A 22214-nucleotide genomic window follows, 5' to 3' on the forward strand; every position below is an offset into this window, starting at 1 on the left:
CCTGTTCAGTCATGAACGGTTTCTCCGGTCTTCTTACTTTTGAACATATCCAGCGCAAGCATCACGGCACCGACAGAAATAGCACTGTCAGCAAAGTTGAACGCCGGGAAATACCAGCGGTTCTGCCAATGCACCAGAATGAAGTCGATCACATGCCCCAGGGCAATGCGGTCGTACAGATTACCCAGCGCGCCACCCAGCACCAGGGCCAGCGCAATCGCCAGCCAGGTTTCGTTACGCCCCAGGCGCTTGAGCCAGATCACCAGCACCGCGCTGACCACCACCGCGATCAAGGCGAACAGCCAACGCTGCCAGCCCGAGCTATCGGCCAGGAAGCTGAACGCCGCGCCGGTGTTGTAGGCCAGGGTCCAGCTGAACAGATCGGGGATCACCACGATTTGCTGGAACATCTCGAGCTTGCCTTCGAAGTAGAACTTGCTGGCCTGGTCGATGACCAGGACCAACACGCTCAACCAGAGCCAGCTCAGCCGTCCGAAACGGCCAGCAGCATTAGGCATAGTGACGAACCTCGCCCGCGCCGCTGATGTTGTCGACACAACGACCGCAGATTTCCGGATGCTCCGGGTTCACGCCGACATCTTCACGGCAGTGCCAGCAACGGGCGCACTTGGCGTGAGCCGACTTGACGATCTTGAGCTTCAGGCCGCTGACTTCGGTGACCACGGCATCGGCCGGTGCCTGCACCAATGGCGCAACACTGGCGGTCGAAGTGATCAGCACGAAACGCAGCTCGTTGCTCAGCTTGGCCAGGTCGGCGCTCAGCGCGTCTTCTGCGAACAGCGTCACTTCGGCTTGCAGGTTGCCACCGACGGCCTTGGCTGCACGCTGGATTTCCATTTCCTTGTTGACCGCAACCTTGACCGCCATGATCCGGTCCCAGTAAGCGCGATCCAGCTCGAAGCCTTCTGGCAGCTCGCTCAGGCCTTCGTACCAGGTGTTGAGCATCACAGACTCGTTACGCTCACCCGGCAGGTATTGCCACAGCTCGTCGGCGGTGAACGCCAGGATCGGCGCGATCCAGCGCACCAGCGCTTCGCTGATGTGGAACAGCGCGGTCTGGCACGAACGACGGGCCTTGCTGTCGGCGCCAGTGGTGTACTGGCGGTCCTTGATGATGTCCAGGTAGAAACCGCCCAACTCCTGCACGCAGAAGTTGTGGATCTTGGAGTAAACGTTCCAGAAACGGTATTCGCCGTAGTGTTCCTGCAGCTCGCGTTGCAGCAACAGCGTGCGATCCACCGCCCAACGGTCCAGGGCGAGCATTTCTTCGGCCGGCAGGAGGTCGGTGGCCGGGTTGAAACCGGTCAGGTTGGAAAGCAGGAAGCGCGCGGTGTTACGGATGCGCCGGTAGGCGTCCGCACTGCGTTGCAGGATCTGCTCGGAAACCGCCATCTCACCCGAGTAGTCGGTAGACGCTACCCACAGACGCATGATGTCGGCGCCCAGGGTGTCGTTGACCTTCTGCGGCGCGATCACGTTGCCCAGGGACTTGGACATTTTGCGACCGGACTCATCGACGGTGAAACCGTGGGTCAGCAGTTCGCGGTACGGCGCGTGGTCGTCGATGGCGCAACCGGTCAGCAGCGAGGAGTGAAACCAGCCACGGTGCTGGTCCGAGCCTTCCAGGTACAGGTCGGCGCGTGGGCCGGCCTCGTGGCCCATCGGGTGCGAACCGCGCAGGACGTGCCAATGCGTGGTGCCCGAGTCGAACCAGACGTCCAGGGTGTCGCTGATCTTGTCGTACAGCGGCGCTTCTTCACCGAGCAACTCGGCGGCGTCCATCTTGAACCAGGCTTCGATGCCTTCGACTTCGACGCGCTGGGCGACGATTTCCATCAGTTCGACGGTGCGTGGGTGCAGTTCGCCGCTTTCCTTGTTCAGGAAGAACGGGATCGGCACGCCCCAGTTGCGCTGACGGGAGATGCACCAGTCCGGACGGTTGGCGATCATCGAGTGCAGGCGCGCCTGGCCCCAGGCCGGGACGAATTTGGTGTCTTCGATGGCTTTGATCGCGCGTTTGCGCAGGGTGTCGCCTGCCGCCGGCTCTTTGTCCATGCCGATGAACCACTGCGCGGTGGCGCGGTAGATCAGCGGGGTCTTGTGACGCCAGCAGTGCATGTAGCTGTGTTCGATGGTGGTGGTGTGCAGCAGCGCGCCGACTTCGGTCAGTTTGTCGACGATGGCCGGGTTGGCTTTCCAGATGAACTGACCGCCAAAGAACTCCAGCGATGGCACATACACGCCATTGCTTTGCACCGGATTGATGATGTCGTCGTTGACCATGCCGTACTTCTTGCAGGTCACGAAGTCGTCTACGCCGTAGGCTGGCGAGGAGTGAACCACGCCGGTGCCCGCGCCCAGCTCAACGTAGTCGGCCAGGTAAACCGGCGACAGGCGATCGTAGAACGGGTGACGGAAGTTGATCAGCTCCAGCGCTTTACCGGTGGTGGTGGCGATCACCGAACCTTCCAGGCTGTAGCGGGCCAGGCAGGATTCGACCAGCTCTTCAGCCAGTACCAGCAGTTTGTCGCCGACGTCGACCAGGGCGTAGTTGAACTCCGGGTGAACGTTCAGCGCCTGGTTGGCCGGGATGGTCCACGGGGTGGTGGTCCAGATCACGATCGAAGCAGGCTTGACCAGCGATGGCAGACCGAACGCGGCCGCCAGTTTGGCTTCGTCGGCGATCGGAAACGCCACATCGATGGTCGCAGACTTTTTGTTCTCGTACTCGACTTCCGCTTCAGCCAGGGCCGAACCGCAGTCAAAACACCAGTTCACCGGCTTCAGGCCCTTGAATACGAAGCCACCCTTGACGATTTCCGCCAGGGCACGGATTTCACCGGCCTCGTTTTTGAAGTCCATGGTCTTGTACGGGTTAGCGAAGTCGCCCAACACGCCCAGACGGATGAATTCGGACTTCTGGCCTTCGATCTGCTCGGTGGCGTAGGCACGGCACAGTTCGCGGGTCTTGTCGGCGCCCAGGTTCTTGCCGTGGGTCACTTCGACTTTATGCTCGATCGGCAGACCGTGGCAGTCCCAGCCCGGAACATAAGGCGCGTCGAAACCCGACAGGGTTTTCGAGCGGATGATCATGTCCTTGAGGATCTTGTTCAGCGCATGACCGATATGAATCGTGCCGTTGGCATACGGAGGACCGTCGTGCAGTACGAACTTCGGACGATCCTTGCCAATCTCACGCAACTTACCGTACAGGCCAATGCTGTCCCAGCGCTGCAGAATCTGCGGTTCGCGCTGAGGCAGGCCGGCCTTCATTGGGAAGGCGGTGTCCGGAAGGTTTAGCGTGGCTTTATAGTCGGTCATTTAAGGCTCTTCATTAGCGATTGGCGCTAGGTGCGACAGGGCACGGGCGGCGGCGATATCCGCGTTGATCGCCGTCTTAAGCGCCTCCAGAGAGGCGAAACGCTGCTCTTCACGCAGCTTGTGGTGGAAAACCACCGTCAAACGCCGGTCATACAGATCGCCGGCAAAATCTAAAAGGTGCACTTCGAGGTGGGCTTTGCCATCCCCTTCGACCGTTGGCCGCACACCGATATTGGCGACGCCTGGCCAGGTCTTGCCATCGATGTCGACGCTGACCAGGTAAACCCCGCTCAACGGCACACGACGACGCTTGAGTTGCACGTTGGCCGTGGGCGTACCCAACTGGCGCGCCAGCTTCTGGCCATGCAGGACCCGGCCGGCAATCCGGTACGGGCGACCGAGCAGTTGCTCGGCCAAGGCGAAATCGGCAGCGGCCAGGGCATTACGCACCTGAGTGCTGCTGACACGAACGCCGTCCAGCACGACAGTCTGCGCCGCTTCGACGGTAAAGCCCTGAAGGACGCCGGCTTGTTGCAGGTAATCGAAATCCCCCAACCGGTCACAGCCGAAACGGAAATCGTCACCGACTTCCAGATGCTGTACGCCAAGGCCATCCACCAGAATGGTATCGACGAACTCTCTGGCGCTGAGTTTGCTCAGACGCTGGTTGAAAGCCAGGCACAGCACCCGGTCGACACCTTCTTCGGCCAACAACTGCAGTTTGTCCCGCAGGCGGGCCAGCCGGGCCGGGGCGGTGTCCGGGGCGAAGAACTCCCGGGGCTGCGGCTCGAAAATCACCACGCAGCTGGGCACGCCCAACTCGAGCGCACGCTCTCGCAGCCGGGCCAGGATAGCCTGGTGGCCACGGTGAACACCGTCAAAGTTGCCAATAGTGGCGACACAGCCCCGATGCTGGGGGCGCAGGTTGTGGAGGCCTCGAACCAGCTGCATAACGCGCTTCTTGCTCATAAAGTGGTCGATTATAACCACACCCGGCGGCCGACGACAGGCAACACCGTAACCCAAAGTGATCGAACCGACAAAACCGCCGGCCCGCCCATGATTATCGAGCTAACGTCTTCAGCTCAAGGCCTTGCGATTGAAGTCGCGCAAACGGAAGCCCATCAACAACAACATGCCGAAATAGGCCACGACGCCGGCGACCACCAACGCGCCCAGACGCAGCAGCCGCTCAAGCATAGGTCCCTGCCCCCAGGCCGGCATAAAGTGCATCGCACCCAGCAATACCGCGGACATCACCGCTACCGCCACCAGCAATTTGAGCCCGAACTTCGCCCAGCCCGGTTGCGGTTGATACATCTGCTGCTTGCGCAGTTGATAGAACAGCAACCCGGCGTTGATGCAGGCACCTGCGCTGATGGCCAGGGCCAGGCCGGCGTGAGCCAGCGGCCCGATCAGTACCAGGTTGAACAGCTGGGTGACGATCAAGGTAAAAATCGCAATTTTTACCGGGGTGCGGATGTTTTGTTGCGCATAAAAGCCCGGCGCCAGCACTTTGATCACGATAATCCCCAGCAAGCCGACAGAATAAGCGATCAACGCGCGTTGAGTCATGGCCGCATCGAAAGCGCTGAACTGGCCATACTGGAACAGCGAAGCCGTCAGCGGTTCAGACAGAATCCCCAGCGCCAGGGAACACGGCAGCACCAGCATGAAACACAGGCGCAGCCCCCAATCGAGGATCCTCGAGTATTCGTGGCGATCCTGGCTGGCGTAGGTCTTGGCCAGCGTCGGCAACAAAATCGTGCCCAGCGCCACACCCAGCACGCCGGATGGCAATTCCATCAGGCGGTCGGCGTAATACATCCAGGACACGGAACCGGCCACCAGAAACGAAGCGAATATGGTGTTGATGATCAGCGAAATCTGACTCACCGAAACGCCGATGATCGCTGGCAACATCTGCTTCATGACCCGCCAGACACCGCTATCGCGCAGACTCAGGCGCGGCAATACCAGCATGCCGATTTTTTTCAGGTGCGGCAGTTGAAACAGCAACTGCGCCAGCCCGCCCACCAGAACGGCCCAGCCCAGCGCCATCACCGGCGGATCGAAATACGGCGTCAGGAACACCGCAAAGATGATCATGCTGACATTGAGCAGGGTCGGCACGAAGGCCGGCACCGAGAAGCGGTTCCAGGTGTTGAGGATCGCCCCGGCCAATGAAGACAGGGAGATTAGCAATATATAAGGAAAAGTGACCCGCAGCAGATCGGTGGTCAGCTGGAATTTTTCCGGAGAATCGACGAAACCCGGTGCCGTGGCCCAGATGACCCAGGGAGCGGCGAGCATGCCCAACGCAGTGACCAGCGCCAGTACCAGGGTCAACAGGCCTGAGACGTAGGCAATGAAGGTTCGCGTCGCCTCCTCGCCCTTCTGGCTTTTATATTCGGCAAGAATCGGCACGAAGGCTTGGGAAAACGCCCCTTCGGCGAAGATCCGGCGCAGCAGGTTGGGCAGTTTGAAGGCGATAAAGAAGGCGTCGGTCGCCATCCCCGCACCAAATGCACGGGCGATTAGAGTGTCACGAACAAACCCCAACACCCGGGAAAGCATCGTGATAGAGCTGACAGCGGCCAACGATTTGAGCAGATTCATTGAAAGAGTTTGTGCCTGTCGATAAACAGCAGGCGAACAACGCGCCCACTTATGCGATACTCCGCGCCGCAACAGCACAGAGCCAAAGCTCGCGAGTTTACAGGTCGCACGCCGGAAAGAAATATCCCGGCGCTCTATACCTGCCACTTAGCGGATCGTTTCAACCGCCCTTGACAAGACATCAACTCATCGGCATGATTCGCGGCCTATTTTGTTTGCTATTTCCTAAAAAGTCTTTCGAGGAGCTCGACGGTGGCCAACACACCTTCCGCCAAAAAACGTGCAAAACAGGCTGAGAAGCGTCGCAGCCACAACGCCAGCCTGCGTTCCATGGTTCGTACCTACATCAAGAATGTAGTTAAAGCCATCGACGCAAAAGACGCTGAAAAAGCTCAAGCTGCTTACGTTCTGGCCGTGCCAGTTATCGACCGTATGGCCGATAAAGGCATCATCCACAAGAACAAAGCTGCTCGCCATAAGAGCCGCCTGAATGGCCACGTCAAGGCCCTGAACGTTGCCGCTGCTGCCTAAGCGACGCGCTCGTTAAAAAACCGGCCTCAGGGTCGGTTTTTTATTGCCTGCGATTTAGCAGGCGATACGCAAAAAAGTGGGAGCGGGCTTGCTCGCGAAGACTGACCAACACTCAACACCTGCGTTGACTGCTATGCCGCCTTCGCGAGCAAGCCCGCTCCCACATTGGACCTGCGTCGGATTACTGAGCGTGCGTCCATGGCAGAATCGGAATCGCCGTCACCGCATTCTGCGGACTACCCTCGATCAAACGATCGCTGTAGACCAGGTACACCAGCGTATTGCGCTTCTTGTCGAGGAATCGCACCACCTGCATGGTCTTGAACACCAGCGAAGTGCGCTCCTTGAACACCTCCTCGCCATCCTTGAGCTCGCCCTTGAAGTTGATCGGCCCGACCTGACGACAGGCAATCGATGCCTCGGCGCGATCCTCCGCCAACCCCAGACCACCCTTCACACCACCCGTCTTGGCGCGCGACAGGTAGCAGGTCACGCCCTCCACCTTCGGATCATCAAACGCCTCGACAACGATACGGTCGTTCGGGCCGACGAACTTGAACACCGTCGACACCTGGCCAATCTCCTCGGCCGAGGCCAGCAGCGGCATCGCCAACAACAAGCCCAATAGTCCTTTTGCCACACGCATTCAGGTATTCCTTCAGACCAGAATCAGGTTATCGCGGTGAACCAGTTCCGGCTCAGCCATGTAACCCAGCAGACCGACAATCGCCTCAGACGACTGACCGATGATTTTTTGTGCTTCCAGAGCGCTGTAGTTGGCCAGGCCACGGGCAATCTCACGACCGTCCGGCGCCACGCAAACCACCATTTCGCCACGACGGAAACTGCCCTGGACCAGCTTGACCCCCACCGGCAGCAAACTTTTGTTGCCCTGGGACAATGCCGTCACCGCCCCCGCATCCAGCACCAGCGTGCCACGGGTTTGCAGATGCCCGGCCAGCCACTGCTTGCGCGCCGCCAGCATGCCGCGCTCAGGTGACAGCAAGGTGCCGATGCGCTCGCCCGCCTTGAGGCGATCCAGCACTCGCTCAATACGCCCGCCAACGATAATGGTGTGCGCACCGGAACGCGCCGCCAGACGCGCCGCGCGCAATTTGGTCTGCATGCCGCCACGCCCCAGCGCACCACCAGTGCCGCCGGCCACCGCATCCAGCGCCGGATCATCGGCGCGCGCTTCGTAAATCAGCTTGGCGTCAGGATTGTTGCGCGGGTCAGCATCGAACATACCGTCGCGATCGGTGAGGATCACCAGCAAATCGGCCTCGACCAGATTCGCCACCAGCGCCGCCAAGGTGTCGTTGTCGCCGAAACGGATCTCATCGGTGACCACAGTGTCGTTCTCGTTGATCACCGGAATCACTTTCAACTCGACCAGCGCACGCAGGGTACTGCGAGCGTTCAGGTAGCGCTTGCGGTCGGATAAGTCGTCGTGGGTCAGGAGAATCTGCGCAGTATGCCGGCCATGCTCGGCGAAGCTCGACTCCCAGGCCTGCACCAAGCCCATCTGACCGATGGCAGCTGCTGCCTGCAGTTCGTGCATCGCACTGGGTCGCGAGGTCCAGCCCAGACGGCTCATGCCCGCCGCCACTGCCCCGGAGGACACCAGCACCAGCTCAACGCCCGCCTCATGCAGGGCAACCATCTGCTCGACCCAGACCCCCATCGCCGCGCGATCCAGGCCCTTGCCATCCGCCGTCAGCAAAGCGCTGCCGATCTTCACGACCCAGCGCTGCGCACCTGTCACCTTGCTCCGCATCATCTTCAACCTTAGCTTGAGGGCAGCGCGACCTGGCACTGCCCGTGACGTTATTCGTGGTTCTTCGTGACCAACAGTCGATTTCCAGATACTAAAACGCCGCTCCAGAGAGCGGCGCTTAAGTTTATCGCAACGAATCAGTCACGCACGTAAATGATTTCCGGACCGTCTTCGTCATCTACATCTTCTTCGTCCCAATCGTCGTCACCAATGTCATGAACCGACTTCACACCACTGCGACGCAGGGCACGCTGATCATCCAGCGCCTGCAACTGGGCGCGAGCCTCATCTTCGATGCGCTGATCGAGTTCGGCCAACTCTTCCTTGTAGACCGGGTCATTAGCCAGACGATCGGCGCGATCTTCCAGGTAACGCATGATGTCGTGGCACAGGCGCTCGGTGCCTTGCTTGGCGATCGCCGAAATCACGTAGACCGGACCGGTCCACTCCAGACGATCAACGATTTCCTTGACGCGGGCATCGTGCTCTTCTTCAAGGATCTGGTCGCACTTGTTCAGTACCAGCCAGCGATCACGCTCAGCCAGGGATGGGCTGAACTTGGTCAGTTCGCTAACGATCACCTCGGCCGCGTCCGGTGCACTGGTGTCATCCAGTGGCGCCATGTCGACGAGGTGCAGCAGCAGGCGAGTACGCGACAAGTGCTTGAGGAAACGAATCCCCAGGCCCGCGCCATCGGAAGCACCTTCGATCAGACCCGGAATATCCGCGACCACGAAGCTCTTCCAGCGATCGACACTGACCACACCCAGGTTCGGCACCAAAGTAGTGAACGGGTAATCAGCGACTTTCGGCTTGGCAGCCGATACCGAGCGAATAAAGGTACTTTTGCCGGCGTTCGGCAAACCGAGCAGACCGACGTCCGCCAACACTTTCATTTCCAGCTTCAGGTCGCGCTGCTCACCCGGCTTACCCGGCGTGGTCTGGCGCGGCGCGCGGTTGGTACTGGATTTGAAACGAGTGTTACCCAGACCGTGCCAGCCGCCCTGAACCACGAGCAGACGCTGACCAGCCTTGGTCAGGTCGCCGATGACTTCCTGGGTAGCAGAGTCGATCACCGTGGTACCGACCGGCACCCGCAGGACCAGATCTTCACCTTTTTTGCCGGTGCAGTCGGTGCTGCCACCGTTGGAACCGCGCTCGGCATCGAAGTGGCGGGTGTAACGGTAGTCGACCAGGGTGTTCAGGTTTTCGTCAGCCATCATGTAGATGGAACCACCATCACCACCGTCGCCGCCGTTCGGGCCGCCGTTCTCGATGAATTTTTCTCGACGGAAACTCATGCAACCGTTGCCACCGTCGCCGGCCTTTACTCGAATCGATACTTCATCAACAAACTTCATAACAAAACGCCTCTCGCCATACGGACGAGCCGAAAAACAACCAAGACATAAGACTCTTGCAAAAATGAGCGCAGCGACCTCAATCAACGACCGCCAATACAGCGCTGGAGCCCATTACAAACAGCTTTGCAAGAGACTCACCCCACAAACGAAAAAGCCCCGTCGCAAGACAGGGCTTTTCCAGCGATCGCGCAATTAAGCTGCGACGACGCTCACGTAACGACGACCGAAGGCGCCTTTTACTTCAAACTTGATCACGCCTTCGATTTTCGCGAAGAGGGTGTGATCTTTACCCATGCCAACGCCGTAGCCAGCGTGGAATTGGGTGCCGCGCTGACGCACGATGATGTTACCGGCCTTGATAACCTGGCCGCCATACATCTTCACGCCAAGGCGTTTGGCTTCTGAGTCGCGACCGTTACGGGTACTACCACCAGCTTTTTTGTGTGCCATGAGTTCAATTCTCCTAGTGAGGAATTAGGCTGAAATTAAGCCTGAATACCGGTGATTTTGATCTCGGTGTACCACTGGCGGTGGCCCATACGCTTCATGTGGTGCTTACGGCGACGGAACTTGATGATGCGGACTTTATCGTGACGACCTTGGGAGATCACTTCAGCCACAACGGTAGCGCCAGGAACAACTGGAGCGCCGATATTCACGTCGTCGCCATTGGCAACCAACAGAACGCGATCAAAAGTTACGGATTCGCCGGTAGCGATTTCCAGTTTTTCGATCTTCAGGTATTCACCTGGAGCAACTTTGTACTGCTTGCCACCAGTAACGATTACTGCATAAGACATGGTATTTCTCCGATAATCCTGCTCACCCAGCTCTTTATAAGAAGAGGTATTGGCTGGCATGGCTGCATGGGGCTGGAAGGCCCGCTTGCAATTGCGTAAGGCAGGTGCTGCCCAGGAAGTTCAGGGTGCGCGATTGTACGCAAGCTGCCTGAGCGTTGCAAGTGGCCGTCCATCGTGCCTTGACAGGCCCGGACGTGGGTCCTAGCATGCCGCGCACCCCTTCTGGAGCAACTGTCGCTGATGCAACCCCAAGCTTTCTACCGCGCGGTGGCGGACGATTTTAGCGCCGTCGACGGCATCATCAAGAAGCAGCTGACTTCCCGAGTGCCGCTGGTATCGAAAATCGGCGACTACATCACCTCGGCCGGCGGTAAACGCCTGCGCCCTTTGCTTGTGCTGCTGTGCGGCAAGGCGCTGGGCCGCGAAGGCGATGATCTGCGTCTGCTGGCCGCCACTATCGAGTTTCTGCATACCGCCACCCTGCTGCACGATGACGTGGTCGACATGTCCGGCATGCGCCGTGGCCGCTCGACCGCCAATGCCATGTGGGGCAACGCGCCGAGCGTACTGGTGGGCGATTTCCTGTATTCCCGTTCTTTCGAAATGATGGTCGAACTGGGCTCCATGCCGGTAATGAAGATCCTTTCGCAAGCCACGCGCATCATCGCTGAAGGCGAAGTGTTGCAGCTGTCGAAGGTCCGCGACGCCAGCACCACCGAAGAAACCTACATGGAAGTCATCCGCGGCAAAACCGCGATGCTTTTCGAAGCCTCGACCCACAGTGCCGCGGCCCTGGCCGGTGCCTCGCTGGAACAGAGCGAAGCGCTGCGCACCTTTGGCGATCACCTGGGTGTAGCCTTCCAATTGGTCGACGACCTGCTGGACTACCGTGGCGATGCCGAGACCCTGGGCAAGAACGTCGGTGACGATCTGGCCGAGGGCAAGCCGACGCTGCCGCTGATCTACACCATGCGCGAAGGCACTCCGGAGCAGGCCGCACTGGTTCGTCAGGCGATCCAGAAAGGTGGTATCGAAGATCTGGAAAGCATTCGCGAAGCCGTCGAAGCGTCCGGCTCGCTGGATTACACTGCGCAACTGGCCCGCGACTACGTGGCCCGCGCGATCAAATGCCTCGACGCCCTGCCCGCCAGCGAATACCGCGATGCGCTGGTGGAATTGAGCGAGTTTGCGGTCGCCCGCACGCACTAACGCGCTCTCTGCAGAAGCGACCTGTGGCAAAGGGGCAAGCCCCCTCGCCACGGGCGCACCCACAAGTCCATCAGCGTTCCGCCCGCTCTCGCCTAAAACCCTATATAATGTGCGCTTTTTAGCCATCCTGAATCCAAGGAGCTTTAGTGAGCACGCTGCCACCCTGCCCGAAATGCAACTCCGAATACACCTACGAAGACGGCGCCCTGCTGATCTGCCCGGAATGCGCCCACGAATGGTCCGCCAGTGGCGAAGCCGAAGTGGCGTCCGATGACACCGTGAAAAAGGATTCGGTCGGCAACGTCCTGCAGGACGGCGATACCATCACCGTGATCAAGGACCTCAAAGTCAAAGGCACGTCGCTGGTGGTCAAGGTCGGCACCAAGGTCAAGAACATCCGCCTGTGCGATGGCGACCACGACATCGACTGCAAGATCGACGGCATCGGCCCGATGAAACTCAAATCCGAGTTCGTCAGAAAAGTCTGAGCCTTTTGTACTCCATCCCGCGCCCTGCGTGGGATGGTGCTTCGCCCTCTCCCGCTCCACCCGGCATCCCTCGCAATAGCCAAACGCCAGCCATTTTGACCTTACGCAATCTTTACCTGGAAAGAAAAGCAAACCGCCAATAGACCCTTGCTATTTGACGAATAAGAATTATTCTCATTGAAACCCATCAATGGAGATGAGACCCATGACTTATTTGATCGATGCCTGGCTGGACCGCCCACACCCCTACCTCAGGATCCTGCATCGGGAAACCGGGGAAGTCTGTGCGGTGCTGGAAGAAGATGCCTTGAACGAGCTGCAGGATCAGGGTGATCTGGACGTCAACGGCCTGAGCTCCAGCGAGCCGGTGGTGCTCAAGGAACTGGTGCGTAATCTGTTTCTGTTCTGCTATGCCCGGGCGTTGCGCCCGACGAATGAGCTGCATCACAAGATCGAACTATGAAAATACAACAGGTCGGAGCGAGCCCTGTGGGACCGAGCCCGTTCCGACACTCAGGTCTTACAGAACGTCGAGCAGTTCGACGTCGAACACCAGTACGCTGTGCGGCGGAATGCTGCCAACGCCTTGAGCGCCGTAAGCCAGTTCGCTCGGCACGTACAGACGCCATTTGCTGCCGGCGTTCATCAGTTGCAGGGCTTCGGTCCAGCCAGCGATGACGCCGCCTACCGGGAATTCTGCAGGCTGGCCGCGCTCGTAGGAGCTGTCGAACACAGTGCCGTCGATCAGAGTGCCGTGGTAGTGAGTGCGCACTTGATCTTCACGGGTTGGCTTGGCGCCTTCACCTTGGGTCAGCACTTCGAATTGCAGGCCCGAAGCCAGAGTGGTGATGCCTTCGCGCTTGGCGTTTTCAGCCAGGAAAGCCAGACCTTCGCCAGCAGCAGCTTCAGCCTTGGCAGCCGCTTCAGCTTGCATGATCTCGCGGATCACCTTGAAGCTGGCGGACATTTCTTCCTGACCCACACGGCTTGGCTTGCCGGCGAACGCGTCGGTCAGACCTGCCAGGATCGCGTCAAGGCTCACACCCGGTGGTGGGTTGTCACGCAGCTGGTCGCCCAGCTGACGGCCAATGCCGTAGCTGACGCGGGTTTCGTCGGTGGACAGATTTACTTCGGACATGACACTGCTCCGCTATGCGGACGGCCCTGGAACTTGCCGTGCGTGCACAGCGCATCCCGGAGCGCCCGGAATCAAAAGGGCAAGCAGACTAGCACAGATGCCGCCACGTTGATGAACGGTGTCGGCTGTCACGCAGAACGGAAGGTGCTCGGTAATTTCGGACTTTCCTCGGCGCTGGTACCGCACATTTCATCATGGACCGAGGTACATACAACGTTGAATGGCTTGGGACAGTCCTGAAGCACTGCACGCGCATGCTCGACCGAGCGCAGCTGCAATGTCTCGCCATGAGCATCGAGCACTGGATGCGCCGCACCATGCATCCGAGCCTCCAGCACGTAGAACACGCCTTCCATCGAGATCAGGTTCAACTCATCGATCTTTCCGGCGATGGCATATGCATTCAACTCTTGCAGGTTCATGAGCGCACCTCACGCAGTGGAGAGCCAGGGTTCTTACAGGGATATGCCTCGACGCACCAAAGCACAAGCCACAAACGACGCCGCCCGTCTGTTTCGCAACAGACGGGCGGCGTGGTAAAGCAATAAGGGCTGATCAGTGCTTGGTCAGCTTGTCCAGATAGCCCATGGCAAACGCCGACACCACGAAAGTCATGTGGATAATCACATACCACTGCAAATGCTCGGGATCGACGTTCTTGGCGTCCATGAAGATCCGCAGCAGATGGATCGACGAAATCGCCACGATGGAGGCCGCAACCTTCATCTTCAACGAAGACGAATCCATGGTGCCCAGCCAGTTGAGCTTTTCCTTGCTGTCATCGATATCCAGTTGGGAAACGAAGTTCTCGTAACCGGAGATCATCACCATCACCAGCAAACCGCCCACCAGTGCCATGTCGATCAGCGACAGCAGCACCAGAATCAGATCCGACTCCGCCATCGAGAACACGTTAGGGATGACGTGGAAGACTTCCTGGAAGAATTTCAGCGCCAATGCCAGCAAGCCCAGCGACAAACCGAAATAGATCGGCGCCAGCAACCAGCGGGAGGCGTACATCGCATTTTCGATAAAGCGTTCCATTGAATCTCACACAAGGGGTTTTGAAATGGCGGCGAGTATAACAGTCACCTGTTACACCCAGAAACCGCCCGAAAATCCGTAACCTGCGTGTGTGTGACAAAGTTTTTCTGCTAGTGTCCAGCTCAATGACAGGTCAGCGACATCGGACAGGAAGACTGGAAATGGATGTGCGATTGCCTCTAACGAGTGCCGGACTTTGCCTCGCGTTGCTACTGGGAGGTTGTTCACCCAGCGATGAAAAACGCCAGGTCAGCCTCGAAGAAAAGACCGCGCAGTTCGAAAAATCCCTGGAGGCGATCGAGGACCCCAAACTCAAGGATGCCGTGGCTGAGCTCGGCGGCTCACTGTTGTTACTCGAACGCGCGCAACTCAAGCTCGACAGCAAACCGCTAGTCACCGAATACGGCGAAGATGCCCTCGCCATACTCAAGCATTACCCCACGCCTCAGGCGCTGGTCGACACCTACATCAACGGTCTGTTCGTGCTGCACAAGGAGTCCAGCTCGGACTACCTGACCGACCTGCAACCGGTCTTCCCCTTCAACTTCAGCATTCCCGGCGTGTTTCTTTTTCCCCATGGCCTGGAATGGCAATCGGTGACCCTGAGCAACAAGCGCGTTATCCCCTTTCAACCGGAATGGTCGGAAACCGACCCCGGTATTCAGCTGAGCCCCTCGAGTTCCAACCTGACCAACCCCGATGACCTGACGGTGACCTACCCCTTCATCGAGGGCCTGGATGTGGACAAGAAGAACCAGCCACAACCGGTGAGCCTGCAAGGCAAGATTGAAGTCATCGCGCCACACCGGTTCTACAGCTTCAACCTGACGAAAAAGGACGTCGGCCAGACACGCACCAACGACAACCTCAGTGTCACACTGCTGAAACTGACCAATAACTACGCCGAAATCGAATTCAACAATAGCGCGCCGCCGGCCCCCGAGGTTCGCGATACACCGCTCAATCCGCTGATCGTTCAGGCCAAAGACGCCACGGGGCAATTCCTCTCTCGCTCAGGCGCCATCAATGAAACTGCTGCACAAATTGCGTTCTATCAAAAACAACTGGCGCAAATGCAACAGCAGAAAGCCTGGAGCGAAGCATTCGAAAAACAACTCGACGACGATCAGCGTGCGTTTGAAAAACAACAGACCCGGCATTACACCAAGGTGTACTTCAACGGGCCGATCGACACCCTCGAAGTCAGCCTGCTGGATTTCTCGACGGTCACTGTAACCCGCAAGAATCTGGACCTGCCGGTACGCCGCTTCGACCCGCACACCACGAAAAAAGCCATCCAGGCACTGGCCTTGCCTGTGGTGGTGTATGACGATCAGGCTACGACCTGGCTCAAAGGTGCGGCACTGAGCGAGGAACAACTGAAAAAAAGCATCAGCATCAGCCAATCGGTCGACGACCCGAGCGCCGCACGCATCGAGTTCAATCATCCCAGAAGCTTCAATGACGAATTGCTCGGTACCTCTTTCAATCCCGGCGAAAGCCCCGTGACATTCTTTACCCAAGACAGCAATGGCCAGCGCGACGGACCGATCGAGCTGCCACCGGAGGCGTATCAGGTTGATCCGCTACACAGCAGTATTACCTACGACCTGAATCTGTTCGCAGAAACGCCGGCCTACGCAGTGGGCTCCATGCCGCTGTTCCTGGCGACTGTCGGCAAACAAACCTATGACGCCCCTCAGTTGCCCAAAGGCCTGGAACTCAAAGGCAATACATTGGTGGTGGATTTGAAACTGTTTCCCGCCGAGGACTGGCGCTTTTTCGCCCAGGACGACAGTGGCAATTATCTGAAGGAGATTCTTTCGGTCAGTCATGATGCGAGCGTACAAGGCCCGGCGTTATTCGCGGTGCATTACTTCTACGGCCAGCCCACACGTCTGGAAACTTATCAACGAACCAACCTCACCACCGTGCAATACGGCTTCGAGGTCAAGCTCGACAAGGCAGAGCCAGGCAACCTTGATCAATAGCCGGTTCAGTGCTCGGGACGAAGCTCGGGACCGCTGAGGTTGCGGTAACGACCACCGTTGATCTCTCGCAACTGGGCTTGTAGATGCAGGCACCAGATTTGCGGGTCATCGGCTAGCTCGTAGCCATGCAGGGTCAGACTTTCAACGATGGTGTCGAGGATCGATTCAGCCGCGACCGGCCCACGGAATGGCCCTTGGGCCTTGATGGCTGAAGGTTGCTCGCCGGCCATTCCGGCGGCAAAGAGCAAGGTCCACATGCCCGTATCTCCCGCCAGCGGGCGGATGGCACATTCGATACGGGTCACAAGGCCCAGGCATTGACGGGTGAGGCAGAGGTTGCGCGACATGGCGGCGACCCTCGGTAGATCCGGTATTCAGCCTCCACGGGAAGGCTGTCTCGATCCAGTGATAACTGTCGATATCCTTGAGCAGAGAATAGAAGAAAAGTCCGGCTCGCACGCGGACCGAGACCAGAAGGCGCCGAGTGGTCACCGTGTGAATATTGACGCCATTTTGACGGCGCTTTTTGCCATTCAATACCGTCTGCAAAACACGACCCCCCCCCTGTAGGCGGACTGGCTCGCGAAGGCGGCATCACAGTCGACATTGATGTTGAATGTCAGCCAGTCTTCGCGAGCAAACCCGCTTCCACAGGAAGGAGCAGCGTCAAGCCGGTTTGATTTCCAGCAGAGCCTCCTGCGCCAACTCCTTTTCGGCCTCCTTGAGGTCTTCGTCGCTGACCATTTCCGCGATCACCCGCAAGCGTTCCACCACCCGCGCGTTGACACTGCCCTCGGGAAAGTCGCCATTCTCATCCGGCGTACCGGCCGGCTCGCCGACCAGCAGGCTCAGGGCTTCGTCGGCCTGGCGCACCGCGTAGACATGGAACTGCCCCGCGCGCACCGCCGCCAGCACCTTCTCGTCGAGCATCAGCGTGGCGACGTTGGCCTGAGGAATGATCGCTCCCTGCTCGCCCGTCAGGCCGCGAGCCTCGCAGAGCCGGAAGAAACCTTCGATCTTCTCGTTGACCCCACCTACCGCCTGCACTTCACCGAACTGGTTGATGGACCCGGTAATCGCAAAGCACTGCTTGAGCGGCGTTTTCGACAAGGCCGAGATCAGCGTGCAGGCCTCGCCCAAAGAAGCACTGTCGCCGTCGACATAACCGTAGGACTGCTCCAGGGCGATGCTCGCGGAAATCGCCAATGGGAATTCCTGGGCATAACGACTGCCCAGATACCCGGTGAGGATCATCACGCCTTTGGAGTGAATCGGCTGACCGAGGTTGACCTCGCGCTCAATGTCGACGATGCCGCTACCGCCCGGATACACCGTGGCGGAAATCCGCGCCGGTATTCCGAAGGCCGAATCGCCGACTTCCAGTACCGTCAGCCCGTTGCACTTGCCGACCGCCGCGCCATCGGTGTCGATCAGAATGATCCCGGCCAGCATGTCATCGAGAATCCGCGCCGAAACGCGCCCGGTACGGGTGGCCTTGGCCTTGAGCGCACGCTCGATGTGCCCGGCGTCGGTCATGTCATCACCCGCCAGGTCGCGAATGAAATCCGCCTCGCTGACCAGTTGGAACAGATCGCCGATCCGCGCCGACAAACGCCCCTGGTGCTCGGCCAGACGTGCACTGTAAGTCGCCAGTCGCGCCACCGCATCCGCGGTCAGCGGCGCCATGCCTTCTTCCGAGGTACGGGTTTTGAGCAACTGGGCGAACTGCTCCAGGCTCTCATCGACCATCGGAATGTCTTCATCGAAATCCACCAGGACGCGGAACATCTCCTGGAAGTCCGGATCGAGGTCTTGCAGCGTGTAGTAGAGCTGCCGGGCGCCGATGATCACGACTTTGACCTGCAACGGAATGTGTTGCGGCGTCAGCGTCACGGTGGCCAGACGGCCCAGTTCACCCAGTGGCGATTCCATTTTCAGCTTGCGCGATTGCAAGGCACGCTTGAGCGCATCCCACACGAATGGCTCGCTGAGCATTTTTTCCGCTTCGAGGATCAGGAAACCGCCGTTGGCCCGGTGCAGCGCACCCGGCCGCAGCTGCCGATAGGTGGTATAGAGCGCGCCCTGATCGGTGCTGTATTCGATGCGGCCGAACAGGTTGTCGTAGGTCGGGTGCGGCTCGAACACTACCGGTGCACCGCCGCTGTGCGGATGCCCGACCACCAGGCTCGGGGCGTATTGCTCTTCAAGCAATTTGCGGGCGATGGCGTCGATCTTGCTGTCGTCCACCAGTTGCTCGACCACTGTTTTGAGCAGATACACCTGCATGGCTTGCAGGTAACCGCAAACCCCTGCGTTTTCCGCGTATTTTTCCGATAGCGGCGCCAGCAATGGCTGCAAGGCCAGGGTGATGGTTTCTTCGTTGAGCTGACGCAGTTGATTGCTCGACTCGCGCTTCCATTGCGGCAGGCTGGCGAGCTCTTCGTTCAACCGCTCTTCGAGCCCGGAAATGTCGTCGTGAAAGCGTTCGCGCTCGGCTTCCGGCAACTGGGCGAACTCCGCCTCATCCAGCGCCTTGCCTTCGCTCATCGGGGTGAACGCGATGTTGCTGCTGTCACGGTAGAGCGCGACGTCTTTCTCCAGCGCCAGACGCTCGATCACATCCAGAGCACGGTCATAACGCTGATTGAACGCGCGATCGATGGCGCTTTTCTTCTGCTGGTAGGACGGGTGCTCGAACACCGCCGGAAAGGTCGCCAGCAGGTTGTCGATCAAGCCGTTGATGTCCCCGATGAAGGCACCAGCTGTGCCCGACGGCAACTCCAGGGCGCGCGGCTCGCGCGGCTCATCGAAATTATTGACGTAGACCCAGTCCGCCGGGGTCTGCAGGCGCTTGCCTTCGGCCTTGAGGTAGCGCTTGACGAACGAAAACCGGCCAGTGCCGGGCTCGCCCATGACGAATACGTTGTAACCGGGGCGTGGCATGGCCACACCGAACTGCAAGGCTTCGACCGCACGTTCCTGGCCAAGCACACCGCGGAAGGGCTCCAGATCATTGGTGGTAGAGAAGCTGAACTGTTCAGCGGAAAACGGACGGGTCAGCGCTTCAGGCGCTAGACGCAAGCTGGCAGCAACAGGATCAGGCATCGGGCTTCCTTACATCAGGCGGGGCAGATAGCGGCATTCTGGCGCTGCCCGCACCTCACTGGCAAGGCGCACCTCAAGCCAAAGCTCAGACAAACCGTCAGCCCCGGGCCGTGAGGGTCAAAATCAAGGTTTCAGGGAATGTTTCGCAAAAAATCACGGAACCCCAGGAACGTGCCTAAACTCCAAACTGCGCGGCTGGAACGAATAACCGGCCCACTGGCACCATTAGGGGCCAGCACCCTGTCCATCGGTATGCACAAAAAGAGAACATAGCTATGAAACGGATTCTTCTCGGTACTCTCTTCACCGCTGTATCCATCAACGCCATGGCTCAGGCGCCAGGCGGTCCGGACTGCGGTTGGGGCAACATGCTGTTCGAAGGTCAGCGTGGCACCCCGGCACACTTCCTGGCATCCACTACCAACGGCACTTCCGGTAACGCCACCTTCGGGATGACTTCCGGCACCAACGGTTGCTCGACCAATGCAGCGCTGACCTATGGCGGCAAATCCTGGATTGCCATGAATGGCATGATGAACGAGCTGTCCGAAGACATGGCCAAAGGTCAGGGCGAAGCGCTGACCACTTACGCCGTGGTACTGGGCGTGGCACCGGAAGACCGTGCACACTTCGCCGCCGTGACTCATCAGCACTTCCAGCAGATCTTCAGCAAAGCTGACGTGACCGCTGAAGACGTGCATACCAATACCCTGGCCGTGTTGAAGAACGATCCTCGTCTGGCCAAGTACGCCACTCAAGCTTAAGCTCGACCCGCCCCGCTCTCTTTGGAGAGCGGGTTTTATTTTTTGACCCTGGCCCTTTTTGGCCTGCCTCTTTGGGTCTTTGTTTCTTTCGACTTAAGTTGCTCACTATGCTCAAACGCCTTGCCTGGCTGGCGCTCTGTGTCTGCGCCCCGCTGTCCGCCGCGCCCCACATCGACAATCAACGTTTGCAGCAACTGGCCAACGATCCCTTCTGGATTTCCCTGGGTCATTACGAAACCGCCAAGCTCGGCGGCTGGCGCAGCTATGTCAGCGACAAGAAATTCTTTCTCGCCCCCGATGGCAACGAACACCCCGACCGTGAACTGGCAGCGACCGTACAGGCACTGTATGCCCCGGCCAGTGCCGGCGAGCGGCATGCCCAATGCGTCTACCCGGCCCGCACCCGCTGGCTCAAGGCACAGCTTGAGCTGACCGGCCTGCCGACACCGGACTGCGCGCAATTCAAGCAATGGTTCAAAGACGTTTCGCCCCACAGCGCGGTGATGATTTTCCCGGCGGCCTACCTGAACAGCCCATCGTCGATGTTCGGCCATACCTTGCTACGCATCGATCAGGCCGATGTACAGCGCGACAAGACCTCGCTGCTCAGCTACGCGATCAACTTCGGCGCCTACATCGAGGGTTCGGACAACAGCATTTTGTACGCGTGGAAAGGCTTGATGGGTGGCTATCCGGGGCTGTTTGCCCTGGTGCCCTATCAGGAAAAACTCTCCGAATACCGTAGCCTCGAGAACCGCGACCTGTGGGAATACCGCCTGAACCTGACCCAGCAGGAAACCGAGCGCATGGTCGAGCATGTCTGGGAACTCAAGCAGATCCAGTTCGACTACTTCTTCTTCGACGAGAACTGCTCCTATCGCCTGCTTGAGTTGCTGCAAGTAGCGCGGCCGGACCTGCATTTGACCGAGCAATTCCCGTTGACGGCCATTCCCACCGACACAGTCAAAGCGGTGAAAGCGGCCGGGTTGGTGGAGTCGATCGAATATCGCCCGTCCCGTGAGCGGGAACTGCTGAGCCGTGCCGAGCCGTTAACCGCCCAAGAGCAGGATTGGGTCCTCAAGGTCAGCGCCGATCAGAACCAATTGCAGGCACCGGCATTCAAGGCGCAACCTCGCGACCGCCAGGCGCTGATCATCGATGCGGCTTATCGTCTGGAGCGTTATCGCGCCAATGGTCAGGAACGCGACCCGCAACGGGCCCAACGCAGTTTTGAATTGTTGCGCGCCATCAATCAGAACCCGCCCCCGGAACTGCAAATCCCGCAACCCGGCTTGCCCGAGGACGGCCACGAATCCCGCACCTGGCAGGCCGGCCTCGGCACCCGAGGCGATCGTGCATTCGGCGAATACGGCCTGCGCATGGCCTATCACGACCTCAACGACAACGCCGAAAGCTTCCCCCTCGGCGCACAGATCGAAATCCTGCAGATGAAGCTGCGCCAATACGAAGGCAATCACTGGCAGTTGCAGCAACTGGACCTGGCGACCATCCGCTCCCTGACCCCGCGCAACGCGCTGTTGCAACCGCTGTCGTGGCAGGTCACCGGCGGCCTGGAGCGGGTACCGGGCAAGCATGATGACGAAACCCTGGTCAGCCATGTCAACGGTGGCGGCGGCGGGACCTGGCAACTGGGCGACGACATGCTCGGTTTCGCCTTGGGCACCGTGCGCGTTGAGCATAACAACGATTTTGCCGGTTTCATTGCCCCGGCAGCGGGCTTCAACAGTGGCCTGCTGTGGAAAAACCCGCTGGGCAATTTCAGCCTGGAAGCCAAGGGCGATTACTTCACCAATGGCGAAGTGCGCCGGAGCATGAGCCTGAATCAACAGTGGGAGTTGTCGCGCAACCTCGGGCTGCGCCTGAGTGCCCAGCGCGAATTCAGTCACCTGGCGTCACCCGAAAACGAAGTGATGCTTGAGGTGAAGTGGTATCACTATTGACGCAAATCCCTTGTCAGCCCACAGATTAATCACAGCCCTTTCACAGACACCCGACAAAACCGCTTCTAGACTTCCTCTATA

The 22214-nt window shown here is 59.1% G+C and carries 21 protein-coding genes; 7 read left to right on the forward strand and 14 right to left on the reverse strand.

Annotated elements, in window-relative coordinates; genetic code table 11:
- Positions 1 to 5: 5 nt before the first annotated feature.
- The 4 genes from lspA to murJ form a co-directional block, all read right to left on the reverse strand.
- Positions 6 to 518 carry a signal peptidase II gene (lspA, locus tag PSH64_RS25925; protein WP_105343781.1) on the reverse strand — a complete coding sequence of 171 codons (513 nt, stop codon included), beginning with the start codon at positions 516 to 518 and terminating at the stop codon, positions 6 to 8.
- Positions 511 to 3342, reverse strand: a complete 2832-nt coding sequence (gene ileS, locus PSH64_RS25930) for an isoleucine--tRNA ligase (RefSeq protein ID WP_305479133.1) — start codon at positions 3340 to 3342, stop codon at positions 511 to 513. The genes lspA and ileS overlap by 8 nt, the downstream gene beginning before the upstream one ends.
- A complete protein-coding gene (ribF, locus tag PSH64_RS25935) occupies positions 3343 to 4293 on the reverse strand; it encodes a bifunctional riboflavin kinase/FAD synthetase (protein WP_181150676.1) in 951 nt (316 codons plus the stop codon). It lies immediately after the preceding gene.
- Between the two features lie 129 nt (positions 4294 to 4422).
- Positions 4423 to 5961: a murein biosynthesis integral membrane protein MurJ gene (gene murJ / locus PSH64_RS25940; RefSeq protein WP_105343778.1), complete on the reverse strand. Its 1539-nt coding sequence runs from the start codon at positions 5959 to 5961 to the stop codon at positions 4423 to 4425.
- Positions 5962 to 6213: 252 nt separating this feature from the next.
- Here murJ and rpsT point away from each other — a divergent pair, with 252 nt between their 5' ends.
- Positions 6214 to 6492, forward strand: a complete 279-nt coding sequence (gene rpsT / locus PSH64_RS25945) for a 30S ribosomal protein S20 (RefSeq protein ID WP_003185593.1) — start codon at positions 6214 to 6216, stop codon at positions 6490 to 6492.
- A 181-nt stretch (positions 6493 to 6673) separates the two neighbouring features.
- Here the strand turns inward: rpsT and PSH64_RS25950 are convergent, their stop codons facing one another.
- The 5 genes from PSH64_RS25950 to rplU all read right to left on the reverse strand — a co-directional run bounded on the left by PSH64_RS25950 (position 6674) and on the right by rplU (position 10433).
- A complete protein-coding gene (locus PSH64_RS25950) occupies positions 6674 to 7138 on the reverse strand; it encodes a CreA family protein (protein WP_007938427.1) in 465 nt (154 codons plus the stop codon).
- A gap of 12 nt (positions 7139 to 7150) precedes the next feature.
- On the reverse strand, positions 7151 to 8269 hold the full coding sequence (gene proB / locus PSH64_RS25955) for a glutamate 5-kinase (protein ID WP_019581269.1): 1119 nt from the start codon (positions 8267 to 8269) through the stop codon (positions 7151 to 7153).
- 137 nt (positions 8270 to 8406) lie between these two features.
- Positions 8407 to 9630, reverse strand: coding sequence for an Obg family GTPase CgtA (gene cgtA / locus PSH64_RS25960; RefSeq protein ID WP_105343776.1), 1224 nt, complete (start codon positions 9628 to 9630; stop codon positions 8407 to 8409).
- Between the two features lie 195 nt (positions 9631 to 9825).
- Complete coding sequence (gene rpmA, locus PSH64_RS25965; protein ID WP_003228360.1) at positions 9826 to 10083, reverse strand: 50S ribosomal protein L27; 258 nt, start codon at positions 10081 to 10083, stop codon at positions 9826 to 9828.
- 35 nt (positions 10084 to 10118) lie between these two features.
- Positions 10119 to 10433 carry a 50S ribosomal protein L21 gene (gene rplU / locus PSH64_RS25970; RefSeq protein WP_007901869.1) on the reverse strand — a complete coding sequence of 105 codons (315 nt, stop codon included), beginning with the start codon at positions 10431 to 10433 and terminating at the stop codon, positions 10119 to 10121.
- A 240-nt stretch (positions 10434 to 10673) separates the two neighbouring features.
- Here rplU and PSH64_RS25975 point away from each other — a divergent pair, with 240 nt between their 5' ends.
- The 3 genes from PSH64_RS25975 (at position 10674) to PSH64_RS25985 (ending at position 12593) form a co-directional block, all read left to right on the forward strand.
- On the forward strand, positions 10674 to 11642 hold the full coding sequence (locus tag PSH64_RS25975) for a polyprenyl synthetase family protein (protein WP_019650960.1): 969 nt from the start codon (positions 10674 to 10676) through the stop codon (positions 11640 to 11642).
- A gap of 146 nt (positions 11643 to 11788) precedes the next feature.
- On the forward strand, positions 11789 to 12130 hold the full coding sequence (locus PSH64_RS25980; protein WP_095632312.1) for a zinc ribbon domain-containing protein YjdM: 342 nt from the start codon (positions 11789 to 11791) through the stop codon (positions 12128 to 12130).
- A 205-nt stretch (positions 12131 to 12335) separates the two neighbouring features.
- Positions 12336 to 12593, forward strand: a complete 258-nt coding sequence (locus PSH64_RS25985; RefSeq protein ID WP_105343773.1) for a hypothetical protein — start codon at positions 12336 to 12338, stop codon at positions 12591 to 12593.
- Positions 12594 to 12650: 57 nt separating this feature from the next.
- Here PSH64_RS25985 and PSH64_RS25990 read toward each other — a convergent pair whose 3' ends face one another.
- The 3 genes from PSH64_RS25990 to PSH64_RS26000 all read right to left on the reverse strand — a co-directional run bounded on the left by PSH64_RS25990 (position 12651) and on the right by PSH64_RS26000 (position 14312).
- On the reverse strand, positions 12651 to 13268 hold the full coding sequence (locus tag PSH64_RS25990) for an FKBP-type peptidyl-prolyl cis-trans isomerase (RefSeq protein ID WP_007938433.1): 618 nt from the start codon (positions 13266 to 13268) through the stop codon (positions 12651 to 12653).
- Between the two features lie 128 nt (positions 13269 to 13396).
- On the reverse strand, positions 13397 to 13690 hold the full coding sequence (locus tag PSH64_RS25995) for a DUF6482 family protein (protein ID WP_105343766.1): 294 nt from the start codon (positions 13688 to 13690) through the stop codon (positions 13397 to 13399).
- A gap of 133 nt (positions 13691 to 13823) precedes the next feature.
- Complete coding sequence (locus tag PSH64_RS26000) at positions 13824 to 14312, reverse strand: TIGR00645 family protein (protein ID WP_105343764.1); 489 nt, start codon at positions 14310 to 14312, stop codon at positions 13824 to 13826.
- Positions 14313 to 14473: 161 nt separating this feature from the next.
- Here PSH64_RS26000 and PSH64_RS26005 point away from each other — a divergent pair, with 161 nt between their 5' ends.
- Positions 14474 to 16303: a hypothetical protein gene (locus PSH64_RS26005; RefSeq protein WP_105343762.1), complete on the forward strand. Its 1830-nt coding sequence runs from the start codon at positions 14474 to 14476 to the stop codon at positions 16301 to 16303.
- Between the two features lie 5 nt (positions 16304 to 16308).
- Here PSH64_RS26005 and PSH64_RS26010 read toward each other — a convergent pair whose 3' ends face one another.
- Positions 16309 to 16650 (reverse strand): hypothetical protein, encoded by a 342-nt coding sequence (locus tag PSH64_RS26010; protein WP_105343760.1) that lies wholly within the window; start codon positions 16648 to 16650, stop codon positions 16309 to 16311.
- Positions 16651 to 16969: 319 nt separating this feature from the next.
- On the reverse strand, positions 16970 to 19408 hold the full coding sequence (locus PSH64_RS26015; RefSeq protein ID WP_105343756.1) for a Lon protease family protein: 2439 nt from the start codon (positions 19406 to 19408) through the stop codon (positions 16970 to 16972).
- Positions 19409 to 19683: 275 nt separating this feature from the next.
- Here PSH64_RS26015 and PSH64_RS26020 point away from each other — a divergent pair, with 275 nt between their 5' ends.
- Together PSH64_RS26020 and PSH64_RS26025 are read left to right on the forward strand one after the other, a co-directional pair.
- Positions 19684 to 20172: a DUF3015 domain-containing protein gene (locus PSH64_RS26020; protein ID WP_105343754.1), complete on the forward strand. Its 489-nt coding sequence runs from the start codon at positions 19684 to 19686 to the stop codon at positions 20170 to 20172.
- A gap of 107 nt (positions 20173 to 20279) precedes the next feature.
- On the forward strand, positions 20280 to 22133 hold the full coding sequence (locus PSH64_RS26025) for a DUF4105 domain-containing protein (RefSeq protein WP_305479136.1): 1854 nt from the start codon (positions 20280 to 20282) through the stop codon (positions 22131 to 22133).
- The last annotated feature ends 81 nt before the right edge of the window (positions 22134 to 22214 follow it).

It is taken from the genome of Pseudomonas sp. FP1742 (genome assembly GCF_030687145.1).
GTDB lineage: Bacteria > Pseudomonadota > Gammaproteobacteria > Pseudomonadales > Pseudomonadaceae > Aquipseudomonas > Aquipseudomonas frederiksbergensis_D.

Bases quoted from the DNA above. Each gene is read 5' to 3' on its own strand.
- PSH64_RS26020 (WP_105343754.1), top strand. From the start codon at position 19,684: ATGAAACGGATTCTTCTCGGTACTCTCTTCACCGCTGTATCCATCAAC.
- PSH64_RS25995 (WP_105343766.1), bottom strand. From the start codon at position 13,690: ATGAACCTGCAAGAGTTGAATGCATATGCCATCGCCGGAAAGATCGAT.
- rpmA (WP_003228360.1), bottom strand. From the start codon at position 10,083: ATGGCACACAAAAAAGCTGGTGGTAGTACCCGTAACGGTCGCGACTCA.
- PSH64_RS25950 (WP_007938427.1), bottom strand. From the start codon at position 7,138: ATGCGTGTGGCAAAAGGACTATTGGGCTTGTTGTTGGCGATGCCGCTG.
- PSH64_RS26000 (WP_105343764.1), bottom strand. From the start codon at position 14,312: ATGGAACGCTTTATCGAAAATGCGATGTACGCCTCCCGCTGGTTGCTG.
- cgtA (WP_105343776.1), bottom strand. From the start codon at position 9,630: ATGAAGTTTGTTGATGAAGTATCGATTCGAGTAAAGGCCGGCGACGGT.
- rplU (WP_007901869.1), bottom strand. From the start codon at position 10,433: ATGTCTTATGCAGTAATCGTTACTGGTGGCAAGCAGTACAAAGTTGCT.
- ribF (WP_181150676.1), bottom strand. From the start codon at position 4,293: ATGCAGCTGGTTCGAGGCCTCCACAACCTGCGCCCCCAGCATCGGGGC.
- proB (WP_019581269.1), bottom strand. From the start codon at position 8,269: ATGCGGAGCAAGGTGACAGGTGCGCAGCGCTGGGTCGTGAAGATCGGC.
- PSH64_RS26025 (WP_305479136.1), top strand. From the start codon at position 20,280: ATGCTCAAACGCCTTGCCTGGCTGGCGCTCTGTGTCTGCGCCCCGCTG.
- PSH64_RS25985 (WP_105343773.1), top strand. From the start codon at position 12,336: ATGACTTATTTGATCGATGCCTGGCTGGACCGCCCACACCCCTACCTC.
- PSH64_RS25990 (WP_007938433.1), bottom strand. From the start codon at position 13,268: ATGTCCGAAGTAAATCTGTCCACCGACGAAACCCGCGTCAGCTACGGC.
- PSH64_RS26015 (WP_105343756.1), bottom strand. From the start codon at position 19,408: ATGCCTGATCCTGTTGCTGCCAGCTTGCGTCTAGCGCCTGAAGCGCTG.
- PSH64_RS26005 (WP_105343762.1), top strand. From the start codon at position 14,474: ATGGATGTGCGATTGCCTCTAACGAGTGCCGGACTTTGCCTCGCGTTG.
- ileS (WP_305479133.1), bottom strand. From the start codon at position 3,342: ATGACCGACTATAAAGCCACGCTAAACCTTCCGGACACCGCCTTCCCA.
- lspA (WP_105343781.1), bottom strand. From the start codon at position 518: ATGCCTAATGCTGCTGGCCGTTTCGGACGGCTGAGCTGGCTCTGGTTG.
- murJ (WP_105343778.1), bottom strand. From the start codon at position 5,961: ATGAATCTGCTCAAATCGTTGGCCGCTGTCAGCTCTATCACGATGCTT.
- PSH64_RS26010 (WP_105343760.1), bottom strand. From the start codon at position 16,650: ATGTCGCGCAACCTCTGCCTCACCCGTCAATGCCTGGGCCTTGTGACC.
- PSH64_RS25975 (WP_019650960.1), top strand. From the start codon at position 10,674: ATGCAACCCCAAGCTTTCTACCGCGCGGTGGCGGACGATTTTAGCGCC.